The organism is Zobellia barbeyronii (genome assembly GCF_018603515.1).
GTDB classification, from domain to species: Bacteria; Bacteroidota; Bacteroidia; order Flavobacteriales; family Flavobacteriaceae; genus Zobellia; species Zobellia barbeyronii.
In genome coordinates this window covers 861,577-875,786 of the sequence record NZ_JACATN010000003.1, presented here as the reverse complement: position 1 = coordinate 875,786, position 14,210 = coordinate 861,577, and the positions used below count along the sequence as shown (strand labels likewise).

13 protein-coding genes are annotated in these 14,210 nt (G+C 36.5%); 4 read left to right on the top strand and 9 right to left on the bottom strand.

The features are described from left to right. Positions 1-36 precede the first annotated feature (36 nt). Both HW347_RS12245 and HW347_RS12240 read left to right on the top strand, forming a co-directional pair. Positions 37-1,125 (top strand): aminotransferase class V-fold PLP-dependent enzyme, encoded by a 1,089-nt coding sequence (locus HW347_RS12245; protein WP_214612097.1) that lies wholly within the window; start codon positions 37-39, stop codon positions 1,123-1,125. A 168-nt stretch (positions 1,126-1,293) separates the two neighbouring features. Then, positions 1,294-1,593 (top strand): isoamylase early set domain-containing protein, encoded by a 300-nt coding sequence (locus HW347_RS12240; protein WP_214612096.1) that lies wholly within the window; start codon positions 1,294-1,296, stop codon positions 1,591-1,593. An 85-nt stretch (positions 1,594-1,678) separates the two neighbouring features. Here the strand turns inward: HW347_RS12240 and HW347_RS12235 are convergent, their stop codons facing one another. The 9 genes from HW347_RS12235 to HW347_RS12195 form a co-directional block, all read right to left on the bottom strand. After that, positions 1,679-1,960 carry a DUF427 domain-containing protein gene (locus tag HW347_RS12235; protein ID WP_214612095.1) on the bottom strand — a complete coding sequence of 94 codons (282 nt, stop codon included), beginning with the start codon at positions 1,958-1,960 and terminating at the stop codon, positions 1,679-1,681. A 67-nt stretch (positions 1,961-2,027) separates the two neighbouring features. Beyond that, the gene (gene egtD / locus HW347_RS12230) at positions 2,028-2,999 is read right to left on the bottom strand and encodes an L-histidine N(alpha)-methyltransferase (protein WP_214612094.1); all 972 of its coding nucleotides are present in this window, start codon (positions 2,997-2,999) and stop codon (positions 2,028-2,030) included. 48 nt (positions 3,000-3,047) lie between these two features. Then, a complete protein-coding gene (gene egtB, locus HW347_RS12225) occupies positions 3,048-4,208 on the bottom strand; it encodes an ergothioneine biosynthesis protein EgtB (protein WP_214612093.1) in 1,161 nt (386 codons plus the stop codon). 192 nt (positions 4,209-4,400) lie between these two features. Further along, positions 4,401-5,231 (bottom strand): energy transducer TonB, encoded by an 831-nt coding sequence (locus tag HW347_RS12220; protein WP_214612092.1) that lies wholly within the window; start codon positions 5,229-5,231, stop codon positions 4,401-4,403. A gap of 9 nt (positions 5,232-5,240) precedes the next feature. Next, entirely contained in the window at positions 5,241-6,065 is an 825-nt protein-coding gene (locus HW347_RS12215; RefSeq protein WP_214612091.1) for a thymidylate synthase, read from the bottom strand. 107 nt (positions 6,066-6,172) lie between these two features. Further along, complete coding sequence (locus HW347_RS12210; RefSeq protein ID WP_214612090.1) at positions 6,173-7,621, bottom strand: NupC/NupG family nucleoside CNT transporter; 1,449 nt, start codon at positions 7,619-7,621, stop codon at positions 6,173-6,175. An 18-nt stretch (positions 7,622-7,639) separates the two neighbouring features. After that, complete coding sequence (locus HW347_RS12205) at positions 7,640-8,269, bottom strand: bifunctional nuclease family protein (protein WP_155597711.1); 630 nt, start codon at positions 8,267-8,269, stop codon at positions 7,640-7,642. 85 nt (positions 8,270-8,354) lie between these two features. Further along, positions 8,355-9,323, bottom strand: coding sequence for an electron transfer flavoprotein subunit alpha/FixB family protein (locus tag HW347_RS12200; RefSeq protein ID WP_214612089.1), 969 nt, complete (start codon positions 9,321-9,323; stop codon positions 8,355-8,357). A gap of 107 nt (positions 9,324-9,430) precedes the next feature. Continuing rightward, positions 9,431-10,171 carry an electron transfer flavoprotein subunit beta/FixA family protein gene (locus HW347_RS12195; protein ID WP_214612088.1) on the bottom strand — a complete coding sequence of 247 codons (741 nt, stop codon included), beginning with the start codon at positions 10,169-10,171 and terminating at the stop codon, positions 9,431-9,433. 174 nt (positions 10,172-10,345) lie between these two features. Between HW347_RS12195 and HW347_RS12190 the strand changes: the two genes are divergently transcribed. Next, positions 10,346-11,326: a pyruvate dehydrogenase complex E1 component subunit beta gene (locus HW347_RS12190; protein WP_214612087.1), complete on the top strand. Its 981-nt coding sequence runs from the start codon at positions 10,346-10,348 to the stop codon at positions 11,324-11,326. A 214-nt stretch (positions 11,327-11,540) separates the two neighbouring features. Continuing rightward, positions 11,541-14,042 carry a DUF5686 family protein gene (locus HW347_RS12185; RefSeq protein ID WP_214612086.1) on the top strand — a complete coding sequence of 834 codons (2,502 nt, stop codon included), beginning with the start codon at positions 11,541-11,543 and terminating at the stop codon, positions 14,040-14,042. Positions 14,043-14,210 lie beyond the last annotated feature (168 nt).

The following is a 14,210-nucleotide window of genomic DNA, read 5'->3' as shown; positions in this document are numbered from 1 at the left end:
CAAAGATAAGGCAATTGCCGACACAGAAAATACCAGATGAAAAATACCCGAAAACACTTTCCTGTTCTAAGTCAGTACATATATGCAAATACTGCTTCGGCAGGATTACTTAGTGATGATTTAATGGAGTGGAGGCAAGAACATGACTTAGATTATTTAATAGGAGGTAGTAACTTTAGAAACAAAGTGGCTATGAAAACGATTTCGGAAACTCGCGAAACTGTAGCTAATTTTTTTGGTGCGAAAAAAGAGAACACATCCTTAGTTCAAAATTTCTCGCTTGGGTTAAATATGCTTCTGGAAGGATTGGATAGAAAGCATAAAGTACTTTTAATAAAAGACGATTATCCGTCTGTGAACTGGTCTTTTGAATATAGGGGTTTTGAAGTCTCTTATGTAGAATTGAACGAGAATTTAGAGGAGGACATTTTGGATACAATTAGGAAAGATGATATATCCATATTGGCTTTAAGTTTAGTTCAGTGGACTGATGGATTTAAAATTAATATGAATTTTCTTACAAAAATTAAATCGGAATTCCCTAACTTGAAGATTATTGCGGATGGGACACAGTTCTGCGGAACTGAAAATTTTGATTTTGAAAGTTCACCAATAGACGTTCTTGGAGCAAGTGCATATAAGTGGTTGTTATCCGGCTACGGAAATGGATTTATGTTATTTAAGGATGGAGTTGAGGAAATATTTAACGTACGTGTAATAGGTTTTAATGCTTCAAGACATGATTTAGGGGCTAGAGATAGAATACCGTTTGCTAATCATTTTGAGCCAGGGCATTTGGATACGTTAACTTTTGGAAGTTTAAAATTTTCTTTAGAGTATTTAAATACTTTAGGTAAACAATCAATTGACGAGCAATTAAAAAAACTCTCTAGCAAGGCGCAACAAGAGTTTGGTCAATTAGATCTTTTGTCTAAGGTAATTGTTGGAAGGAAAGACCATAGTACCATATTTAATATTAAGGGAGATAACGCTCTTTTTCAAAAATTAACCGAGAACGGAGTCATCTGTTCGCAGCGTGGTGAAGGTATTAGATTTAGTTTTCATTTCTATAACACCGAAGAAGATATTAATGAGGTTGTAAAAATCTTAAGGACAGCAATATAGAGCTTGATAAAGTAAAGAATATAGACGCTTTTTTTACGTCTACACACTATTTGTTAAGTGAATATTGCGAAAATGATAAAAATGCGTTAATCATTGTATATGAGCATTTTAATATATTAGTTTTGCCTTCTAATTAGGAAACCAAAAATCAATTTAAAATAATACATAATGGCAATTTCAAAACAGTATTTAAAAACAAAACCCGTGTGTAAAGTAACTTTTACAGTTCCTGCGGAAGAAGCAACAAAAGTAGCAGTTGTAGGTGATTTCAACAATTGGAAAGCTAACAAGGCAAGTGCATTGAAGAAATTAAAAAATGGTAGCTTTAAAGGTACTATAGAGCTTCCTAAAGAAACTTCTTTTGAATTCAAGTATATAGTAGACGGAAACTATGTAAACGAGGCAGAAGCTGATCGTTACCAATGGAATGATTTTGCAGGTGGCGAGAATGCCGTTCTGGATCTATAATCTTTTCGTTAGATAAATATAGAAAGCCGGAACATTTTCATGTTCCGGCTTTTTTTATAATCAATTAAGTTATTAGTTGTGTTTCTTATGCCTCTACAGTAACTCCTTTCCAGAAAGCAACACGTCCTTTAATACCTTTGGCAAGCGGACTGACTTCTGGGTAATACCATGCCGCGTCAGCATTTTCTTTACCTTCTACCGCTAACGTGTAATAATGGGCTTGGCCTTTCCACGGGCAAGTGGTATGTGTTTGACTGGTTTTAAAGTACTCTTTTTTGATGCTTTCAGCAGGAAAATAATGATTGTTTTCTACCACTACTGTTTCATCACTTTCGGCTATTACCGTACCGTTCCAAATTGCTTTCATATCAAGTAAATTAAGGGGCCAACTTTTAGATGGCACATGATCATTAAGTTTTAATGAGGAAGTATTGTTATCTTTTTCTCAGCACAAAATTCTTGTAGAACTTCTCTGAGTCGGAAAACTCTGTTTCTATTTTTAGACCAGCTTCTTCTGCCAGCCAAGCAACTACTTTATCATCGTATTTTTGAGAGATTTCAGTGTGTATTGTCTCCCATTGTTTAAAATCAATTAGTACGTCTAAGCTGTCAATACTTACAGTCTGGTCTTCTTTAGACACTAAGTAGCTCTTTGCAGTACCGGTTTCTGGGTCGTACACTTCCCAATGAAGAAATTTATCCAAATCAAAATTGCCACCTAGCTCATTGTTGATTCTAGCTAAAACATTTTTATTAAATGCTGCTGTAATACCGGTCTGGTCATTATAGGCGTCTAGTATAGTTTGCGGGTTTTTCTTCATATCAAAACCTATGAAAAACAGATCTTCATCTTGCATGAGTTCTTGAACACTTTTAAGAAAATCTATAGCCTGTTCATGAAGTAAGTTTCCAATGTTTGAGCCTAAAAACAGAATAACCTTCTTAGTTCCGTTTTCTGAATTTATTTCTTCTAAGGCTTCAAAATAAGTGCCTTGTTGAGGTTCTACCGTAACATTAGGTAATTCTTTTTGGAGTGATTTTTCCAGACCATTAAGTACATTCTGACTTATGTCTATAGGTTGGTATTTAAAATCGAAACCGTTTTCAGATAAGTATTTTAGCAGAATTTTAGTCTTTTTACCATCACCGGCCCCTAATTCAATAAGTTTGAATTTAGGATTTCCCGAAGCAAAGAGCTCTGATATTTCTGCCGTATGGTTCAAAAGAATATCATATTCCTTTTGTGTCAGATAGTATTCCGGCATGTGCATGATATCCTGAAACAGCTTATCTCCTTTTTCATCATAAAAGTATTTAGATGATAAATGTTTGGGGAAATCAGTCAGCCCAGCATGAACTTCTTCTTCAAATTGGGTTGTAAAAATTGCTTTGGTTGATTTTTGCATGCTGTTTAAGTCGGAAATTATCAGAAAACTATACGTATGATATAAAAATTATTTGGCTAATCGTAATCCGGTGTATTGCCATCTTAGACTAGTCTGAAAGAAATTACGATAGGTAGGTCTTGTGTGGCGTATGGGAGTTGCTACAGATCCTCCTCGCAATACTTTTTGATTTACCATAAACTTGCCGTTATATTCTCCAAGAGCTCCGTCCGCTTTTTTGTAGAAGGGATAGGGTAGGTAGGCGCTTTCGGTCCATTCCCATCGTTGGCCCCAAGAGAAATTAGTTTGGGCGGCTTCCCACTCAAATTCAGTAGCAAGACGGCATCCTTTCCATTGTGCAAAAGCAAACGCTTCAAAGTATGAAATATGAGTAACAGGAGCTTTGGGTGTAACTTTCTGAAGTCCGTTTAGTGTATAATTATGCCAAACCCCATCAATTGAATGCCAATATAAGGGAGCAGAAATTCCATTTTGATTCACCCAATCCCAACCTTCGGCATGCCAGACGTCAAACTTTTTATAGCCTCCTGCTTCTATAAATTCAATATATTCTTGATTGGTAATTAAATTGCGCGATATTTTAAAAGGATGTAAATATACCTTGTGCCTGCCCAGCTCATTATCATAACAGAACGCGTTAGAGTTATGACCAATTTCGTAAATACCCTCGTCCATAGAAATCCATTCTTGGGATTCAGTTTCAATAGGGTGTTCTGTAAAACTGTCAGAATAGATTGGGAGCAAGGGGTTGTTACCTAGAATAAATTTAATGTCAGTTAAAAGTAATTCTTGGTGCTGTTTCTCATGATGTATGCCTATTTCCAATAGGTCATATAATTCTTGAGATTGTGTTGCGCTAAATAGATTTTTAATGGCTTGAGTTACATGCGTGCGGTATGCATAAACACTTTCTACCGACGGTCTTGATAGATTGCCACGGTCAGAACGCACCACGCGTTTGCCTACAGTTTCATAATAGCTGTTGAATACAAAGGAGAAATCTTCGTCAAAAATCATATAGCCCTTAAAATGGGGCTTAAGAATAAATTCTTCAAAAAACCAAGTCGTATGACCTAGATGCCATTTTGGTGGAGAAACATCTACAATAGGTTGCACTACATAGTCTTCGATTTCTAGAGGTTCGCAAATATTTTCAGTGTGTTTGCGGGTCTCTAAAAAAAAATCAACGAGGGAATCGGTCAATGTCATAACAATTCTAATATCTTATAAATATAAGGATTATAGAAAGTACGCAATGGACTCAATAGTGTTTTTGGTGAACGCTATACGGCAACAGCTCCTTTTCTATGAGTATGTCGTTATAATCTTTTAAAGATGTAGAAAATATAATTGTACTGGTTTCAAGCTCATAAAGAGTTACTAAATCTACAATTTAAAATTTTAGTCAAGTTTAAATGTCATAGGTATAGAAAAAGGGACTTCAACTGCTTTTCCATTTTGTGTGCCAGGTCCTAATTGTGGTAGTAGTTTAATTATTCTAACTGCTTCTGCTTCAAGAATAGGATGTGGTCCCCGAGTCCTGATATCAGTTACTGCTCCATCTTTTCCAATAGTGAAGATTATACTTACTTTTCCTTTAATACCCTTTTTTTGAGCTTCGATTGGGTAATTGAAATGGTTGCCAATGTGGTTTTGCATTTGTTTGTTGAAACAATCTCTACTTTCTGAATTATCTGCATTACCACAGCCGGGAAATATCGGAATAGTTTCAATAATTCCACCTTTGTAACAATTTTTATTTTCAATTAAATTTAGCGTAGTACCTTCAGCTGTATCTTGAATTAAGTATTTGAACCATAAAAAATGTTTGGATTTTAGGTCTTTGCTTTTTCGATTTAGAGTTTTGAATTTCGGAAATTCTTTGAGTGTTTGATTTAAATCTGGTTCGATTTTTCCAGATAATTTTCTACTATTAATGTGGGTATAACTTGATTCTTGATTTAATAGCCCTTCGTCAGTTGCTATTAGGGTGTAATTGACGGCAAGCGTATCTTTTTTGCTTTTTTTGATTAGTTTCAAGTTCTTCTTGGTGTTCAATATAGCAAGAACTTGTTTTTCAAGTATATTATACAAACACGCATTTTTATCATCAGCGTTATCGCATTCTGGATGAATTAACTGTTCCTGTGGAAAGTAAATTGAATTTTCATTTTCTTGTGAATAAGAAAAAAAGGAAAACATCAAAACAAAAATAGATATAGAAATTTTCATGATATAGCTTTAAACTGCAACAGCTCCTTTAATATGTGGGTGAGGGTTGTAATCTTCTAAACTGAAATCCTCAAAATTAAAATCGAAAATATCTTTTATTTCAGGGTTGATAATCATTTTGGGTAGCGGACGAGTTTCACGACTCAATTGCAATTCTACCTGTTCCATATGGTTGTTATAGATGTGGGCATCACCAAAAGTGTGAATAAATTCACCAGCTTCGTAACCACATACTTGTGCCATCATCATAGTGAATAGAGCGTAGGAGGCAATATTAAAAGGCACGCCTAAGAAGATATCTGCACTACGTTGATACAGTTGACATGAAAGCTTGCCATCAGAAACATAAAACTGAAAAAATGCGTGACATGGGGGAAGCGCTGCTTTACCATTGGCTACATTTTCAGAGAACGATTTTGACGTATCGGGTAGTACACTCGGGTTCCAAGCGGAAACCAACATACGTCTACTGTTAGGGTTATTTTTTAAAGAATCAATAACATCTTTAATCTGATCAATTTCATCATTGTTCCAGTTACGCCATTGGTGGCCGTAAACAGGGCCCAAGTCTCCATTCTCATCTGCCCAATCATTCCAGATACGTACACCATTTTCTTGAAGGTATTTGATGTTTGTATCACCTTTCAAGAACCAAAGCAATTCATAGACAATAGACTTCAGGTGTAACTTTTTAGTAGTTACCATAGGAAAACCTTTACTTAGGTCAAAACGCATTTGATGTCCAAAAACGCTTAAAGTTCCTGTCCCTGTGCGGTCTCCTTTCTGGTTACCGTTATCTAGTACGTGCTTTAGTAAATCGTGGTATTGTTTCATAGTGGGGCAAAAATAGAATTTTGTTGGTAAAAGCTCAAAGACTACTCGTTGTAGTTATTAGAGATTTATTAACCAAAATATTTTCAGTTGAAGTAAAGAATATTGATTTAACCTAAAATCATACCTGCTATAGTAGCAGATAACAAGGAAGCTATAGAACCACCAAGAACAGCTTTAAGGCCAAATTCTGAAAGAGTTTTACGTTGTCCTGGAGCTAATGAACCAATGCCACCAATTTGTATCCCTATGGATGCAAAGTTTGCGAACCCGCAAAGCATATACGTTGCCATGATCACAGATTTGTTATAGGTAAAGCTAGCTCCTGTAGCCATATTTTTTAGTTCAGCTAACTGGATGTACCCTACGAATTCACTGGCTACAAGCTTAATCCCCAAGAGTTGCCCCATGAGCATAATATCTTCGTTAGCAACACCAATAAGCCACATTAGTGGAGCAAAGATGGTCCCAAGAATGGCCTCTAGCGAAAATTTATCATATGATGTATTGAGAGCGACCCATTGGTTTAAGGAAGTCAAATCGCCAATCCAATCTAAAATTCCGTTTAACATGGCAATCATAGCCACAAAAACTAAAAGCATGGCCCCAACATTGACGGCCAATCTCAAACCTTCTGTGGTACCGTTAGCAATAGCATCCAAAACATTAGAGCCAATCTTCTCAGAAGATACTGCCACCTCTGTATTTACTGCTTCTGTTTGTGGGTATAATATTTTTGAAATTACAATAGCGCCTGGTGCGGCCATAACCGATGCCGCTAAAAGGTGTTTGGCAAAAACCAATTGCAATACTTTATCTTCTCCCCCTAAGAAACCAATGTAGGCAGCTAAAACAGCTCCGGCAACGGTAGCCATTCCACCTATCATCACTAGAAGAATTTCAGACTTGGTCATTTTTTCCAAGTAAGCTTTAATCAATAATGGTGCTTCGGTCTGTCCTAAAAAGATGTTTCCAGCAACAGATAGGCTTTCCGCTCCGGAAATACCTAGAGTTTTTGAAAGCATCCAAGCTAGTACTCTCACTACCTTTTGGATGATTCCCAAATAAAATAGTAATGAGGTAAGTGCTGAAAAGAAAATGATGGTAGGTAATACCTGAAAAGCAAAAATATAACCAAAAGTACCGGTGTCAACCACAAGTCCTTCAAACAGAAATTTACTTCCTGCACGGGTAAATCCCAGAATACTAATGAAAACTTCGCCAATGGACTCAAATACTCTTTGAATAAATGGAATTTTCAGCACGCCTATGGCAATAACTAATTGCAATGTAAGGCCAATACCAACGGTCTTCCAGTTGATGGCTCTGCGATTTGAACTGAATAAAAATGAAATGAGTAAAAGTACAGCCATACCCAATATGCCGCGGCCTAAGCTATTTAAGCTAAAACCTGCATTAGGTTGAATGTGATTGGTGTTTTGTGAAACAATATCATTTATAGCAGCCGTTTCTGCGGCTGGTACTGCAATCGTTTCTTGTGCTATGGATGGGAAAAAAATAAATAGGGCAAGTAGAACAATCCAAAGGTTGATTTTCATAGGGTACTTGCTTGTTTATCAGTTTCTTTTGGAAATCTCGTCTCGAAGCTTGGCCGCTTTTTCGTAATCTTCATTGTTAACGGCTAGGTCTAGTTCTTTGTGGAGTTCATCAATAGAAAGTTCTGTGTAACCATCTGTTGCGCCAGATTCTATTTCTACGGTTTCGCCTTCTTGCAAAATTTCATCTACCACAATACTATCGTCAGTCTCTTCTTTATCCTTGTCTTTAGACGAAAATTTAAGGAAGATTCCTGCTTTATCCAAAATGGTCTTATAGGTGAAGATAGGTGCGTTAAAGCGGAGTGCCAAAGCAATGGCATCGCTTGTTCTAGCGTCTATAATCTCTTCAATTTTATCTCGTTCGCAAATTATGCTAGAGTAAAAAACGCCGTCTACCAATTTATGGATAATGACTTGTTTGATTACAATATCAAAACGATCCGAAAAATTTTTGAACAAATCGTGAGTCAAAGGCCTTGGCGGCTTTATTTCTTTCTCAAGTGCAATAGCAATTGACTGCGCTTCAAAAGCACCGATGACAATGGGTAGTTTACGATCGCCTTCAACTTCGTTCAGAATAAGAGCGTAAGCTCCATTCTGTGTTTGGCTATAGGAAATACCTTTTATTTTTAACCTGACTAAGCTCATAGAATCATTAAAATACAAAAGACTGTTTAAATATGGGCAAACCATGCATTTAAACAGCCCTTTAATAAGCGCAAATTAACGAAAATTAAGCGTTTTGTGCTTTAAATTCTTTTAATTTTTCAATGAGTTTAGGTACTACTTCAAAGGCATCACCTACAATTCCATAGTCTGCAGCCTTGAAAAATGGGGCTTCAGGGTCAGAGTTGATAACTACTTTTGTTTTTGAAGAACTAACTCCTGCTAAATGCTGAATGGCACCTGAGATACCTATTGCGATATAAAGATTAGCCGCAACTGGCTTTCCTGTTTGCCCAACATGTTCTCCATGAGGTCTCCATCCCATATCGGAAACAGGCTTGGAACAAGCTGTAGCTGCACCAAGAACTTCGGCAAGGTCTTCTATCATTCCCCAGTTTTCAGGTCCTTTAAGACCTCTTCCGCCAGAGACTACGATATCTGCATCTGCAATAGTAACTTGACCAGCAACTTTATCTATTTCAATGGACTTAACTGAAAAATCAGCATCACTTAAATCGGCATTAAAAGCCTCAACTGCTGCAGTCGTTGCATTTTCTTTTAGACCAAAAGAATTATTAGAAACACCTATAATCTTAGTCTCCGTGGTAATTTCGGTATGTGCGAAACCCTTATTACTAAAAGTAGTACGCTTTACTGTAAATGGTGATGCGCTTTCAGGAGCGGCAACCACGTTTGGTACGTAACCAGCTTTTAATTTAGCAGCTAGAATAGGAGCTAAAAATTTACTGTTCGTACTAGAGCTCACTATAATTACCTGAATATTTTCATTTTTTGCTGCCTGTGCAATGCTATTAGCGTAAGCAAGAGCGTTAAATGTAGCTAATTTGTCATCTGTTACATTCAATACTTTGGAAACGCCATAAGTACCTAGTTCATCGTTACTGGTTGCATTAAAAGAAATTGCGGTAACTGATGAACCTAATTGGTCTGCCACTGCTTTGGCATATGAGGCCACTTCAAAAGCACTTTTTTTAAGTTTTCCGTTTTCGGATTCTGTATATACTAATACTGACATTTGTGTATTGTTTTATTTTTTAGGGATAAAGCTTAACTGTATATGGTAGTTTCTAATGTTCTGGTCAAAGAACCGGCATCTAGAAAACTGCAACCTATATATAGTGACTAAATTACTTTGGCTTCATTGTGAAGTAATTCTACTAATTCTTCAGCTGAATTAACCAATTTAACGCTTCCTTTAGCTACTGGCTTATCAAATTTAACGTCTTTAGTGGCAACTGTAGCGCCAACAGGCTCTATCACGGTAAGTGTCTTTTTTCTTGCCATCATAATACCACGCATGTTGGGTATTTTAAGGTCACTCTCTTGTACAAGACCTTTTTGTCCTCCAATAACTAGGGGAAGTGAAGTCTGTACAGTTTCTTTTCCACCATCTATTTCTCTTATAGCGGTAGCTGTAGTGCCTTCAACCTCAAGACTAATACAAGTGTTTACGAAATTCATTCCTAAAAGAGTGGCTAAAATTCCAGGAACCATACCTCCGTTATAATCAATACTTTCTCTACCGGCAATAATAAGGTCGTATGCTCCGTCTTTAATTACGTTGGCCAATTGTTCGGCAACGAAAAAACCGTCTGTTGGAACAGCGTTAATTCTAATGGCTTCATCAGCGCCAATTGCAAGTGCCTTACGCATAGTTGGTTCTACGCTAGCTTCGCCAACTGTAGCAATATGTACTGTAGCTCCTTGCTTTTCTTTAAACCACATGGCGCGTGTTAAACCGAACTCATCGTTAGGGTTTATTACGAACTGTACACCATTGGTGTCAAACTTTGTATCACCATCCGTAAAGTTAATTTTGGAGGTTGTGTCAGGAACATTACTTATGCAAACTAATATTTTCATGTCTATAAAGCTATTTATAATCTAGACGAAGATATGTAATCTTTTTCAAAAATACTATGCATGCATAGTATTTTTTATAACTTATTTTGATTCTTAGAGCCTATTATTTGACATATATTTTCCTATTTTTGCTTGCGTTTTTAACGCACATAATAAAAAGATACTCCATATAATATGAAGACACTACAATTTAGGGAAGCCATCGTTGAGGCGATGTCGGAAGAAATGAGAAAAGACGAGTCAGTTTACCTGATGGGAGAAGAGGTTGCCGAATACAATGGCGCTTATAAGGCTTCTAAAGGAATGCTAGATGAGTTTGGTGCCAAGCGTGTTATAGATACGCCTATTGCAGAATTAGGTTTTGCAGGTATAGGTATAGGATCTACAATGACTGGTTGTCGTCCAATAATAGAGTTTATGACTTTTAACTTTGCTTTGGTGGGTATCGATCAGATCATCAACAATGCAGCTAAAATCCGTCAAATGTCGGGTGGGCAGTTTCCTTGTCCTATCGTTTTTAGAGGTCCTACAGGTTCTGCAGGTCAGTTGGGTGCTACGCACTCACAAGCTTTTGAAAGCTGGTATGCTAACTGTCCAGGACTAAAAGTTGTTGTTCCTTCTAATCCGGCAGATGCAAAAGGATTGTTGAAAGCAGCTATCCGTGATAATGATCCTGTTATTTTTATGGAGTCTGAGCAGATGTATGGAGATAAAGGAGAAGTTCCTGAAGGAGACTATACAATTCCATTAGGTGTTGCAGATATCCGTAGAGAAGGTAGTGATGTTACTATCGTTTCTTTTGGTAAAATTATAAAAGAGGCCGATAAAGCTGCTGATGAACTTCAAAAAGAAGGAATAAGCTGTGAGATCATTGACTTGCGTACTGTTAAGCCATTGGATTACGAAGCAATTTTAAAATCGGTTAAGAAAACAAATCGTTTAGTTATTTTAGAAGAGGCTTGGCCTTTTGGTAATGTTGCCTCTGAAATAACTTTTCATGTGCAATCTCACGCTTTTGACTATTTAGATGCACCTATTCAGAAGATAAATACAGCAGATACACCTGCACCGTATTCTCCTGTTTTGTTGGCGGAATGGTTGCCAAATCATACAGATGTGGTTAACGCAGTCAAGAAAGTGATGTACAAAAAATAGGTATAACAAATTTGTAAAGGTACTTTTGCTTCGCCGACTTAATGTTGGCGAAGCATTTTTTTTAGTAGTTCGGTTCAATGTTTTTAGCTTAAATTCAGGTTGTAGGCAAAAAACAGAAGCGAACTTTAATTTTTATGTAAAAACGAGCCAAGAATTATTATAAAATCTGTTCTGGTACATTATTTGTTTATATAGTACAGAGAAAATTTCTTAGATGAAAAACCTTCTATTATTTGTTGTACTACTTTTTTCTTTGGTTGCCAGCGCGCAAACTAAAGTGGGTGGTATTGTTATTGACGAAGATAACCAGCCGGTAGCTTTTGCCAATGTACTTTTTAAAGGCTCTTATGAAGGTACTATTACCGATGATAATGGTAACTTTTATATGGAGTCTGATGATGACCATCCTATCCTTCTTATTTCTTTTATAGGGTATGAGAGTGTGGAGATTCCATTGACTACCAAGGTGACCTATAAGATGAAGGTTGTAATGAAGGAGTCTTCTCAGCAACTAGATGAGGTAGTTCTTGTTGGTGGAAAGCAGTCTAAGAAAAATAATCCTGCAGTAGATATACTGAGAAAAATATGGGCAAAAAAACGGGAGAACGGTCTACGGAAGTTTAACCAGTATGCTTTTGAAAAGTATGAGAAGGTAGAATTTGACCTGAATACTATTGATAGCGCCCTAATGAAGAAAAAGATATTTAAGGGTCTTGAGTTTGTCTTTAAGGATTTAGATACTTCACGTATTACCGGTAAAACCTATTTGCCAATATTTTTGAACGAGACTTTCTCTAAAGTCTATGGAGATAATCGCCTTGATGAAGAGAAAGAAGACATCTTAGGTAATAAAAACTCTGGTTTTGATAACAACCAGTCTATAATTGCTTTTGTTGCAGATCTATATCAAGAGTATGATATCTACGATAATTACCTGAAGTTCTTTGATAAGAGTTTTACTAGCCCTTTGTCAAGAACAGGGGTTGATGTTTATAATTATGCCCTGCGGGATAGTGCGTTTATTGAGGATAAATGGTGTTACAACATTGTCTATTACCCAAGAAGAAAGAACGAACTTACTTTTAAAGGTGATTTCTGGGTGAACGATTCTACATATGCTGTAAAGAACATCAACTTAGAAGTGACCAAAAGTGCCAACATCAACTGGGTAAAAGAAATATATATTGAACAAGATTTTGAGGTAGTTAATGATTCCGTGTTTCTTTTGAAACGGGATTATATGATGAGCGACTTTAGTTTTCAGAAGAAAGAAGAGTCAAGAGGTATGTACGGTAAACGTACTACTGTTTTTGATAATTATACTTTTGATCAAAAGAAGCCAAAAGAGTTTTATAAGACAGAGAGTAACCCTTATGATACTGCAGTCCTAAATCGTGATAGTACTTTTTGGGAGAATAGTAGGTTGGAGAGCTTAAATAAGGACGAAAAAGGAATTTATCAGCTTTTAGATACTTTAAAAACAGTACCAAAATTTAGGTCTTACTACAATTTGGTTAGTATTTTGGGTAGTGGTTTTGTAGAGATTGATAAGTGGAACATGGACATTGGTTCCGTTTATGATGTTTTTGGTTATAACCAAGCAGAAGGGCCACGTGTTCGTATTGGTGCACGTTCGTATTTTGGAGAAAATGACCTTTGGCGTGTTGAAGGGTATACAGCTTATGGTTTTACCGATAAAAAATTCAAGCACGGTATGTCCGGTAAAATATTGCTTGATAAAAAGAGTAGGCTTATTGTTTCAGGTGGTAACAGGAGAGATATTGAACAGTTAGGTGTAAGTCTTACTGCCACGAATGATGTGCTCGGTAGAAGTATAGCTTCGTCTTCATTGGTGACTGTTGGTGCTAATAATAGGTTAACGAATATCAACCTGAGCAAATTCAATATAGAAATAGAACCTGTAACCAACCTTAGGCTTGGGATAGGAGGAACGTTTAGAAAGTTAAGTTCGGCCTTACCAGATGATTTTAGTCTAGATTATGTAGATGCAGATTCTCCAACAGGAATTTCATCAGAGATAAACCAGTTCGATTTTAATGCATTGGTAGTTTATACGCCTGGAAAAAGAACCATTGGTTATGGCGTGGAACGTAAGGGAATGAACGAAGATTATAGTACGCTATTATTGAGTTACACCAAAGGTGTGGATGTGGTTTTTGATAGCGATTTTAGCTATAGTAAATTACAATTCTCTTATAGTCAGCCTTGGCAAATAGGTGGTTTTGGTAGGTTATTCTCAACTTTAGAAATGGGTAAGACCTTTAACACAGTGCCTTTGGGACTATTAAATGTAGTGCCAGGAAACCAGACATTCTTTTCGAACTACGGAACATTTCCTAACCTTGACTTCTATGAGTTTGTTACCGATACTTATGTAGCATTGCACTTACAACATAATTTTAATGGTCGTATTTTTTCACGAATTCCTTTGTTGAGGAAACTTAATCTGCGGGAGATTATTGGACTTAGAGGGGTCTGGGGAGATTTGTCTGATGAAAACAAAGCTTTAAGTTTGCCGGCAACTATAAATACACCATTGCAGGCGCCATCTGATAAAATTTACTACGAGTATTCGCTAGGGATTGGTAACATTTTTAAGATTCTTAGAATAGATTTCAACTTTAGAGGTAATTATTTGGATGCTCCAGATGCTCGTCCTTTTAGTGTTACAGGAACGTTTGGATTTGACTTCTAACTAAATGCTTTAATTGGTCAGTAAAGTGTAGTCCGCTCATTTGTAGTGGTTTATATTTTTAGACTTTTAAATACCTATCGCTGTAGTAGACTCCCTTATAATTTGTTGATTCTTATTTTTTACTGCAAAATCAGATGTTTTTTTGTATTTCTGGGTGGACACGTATGC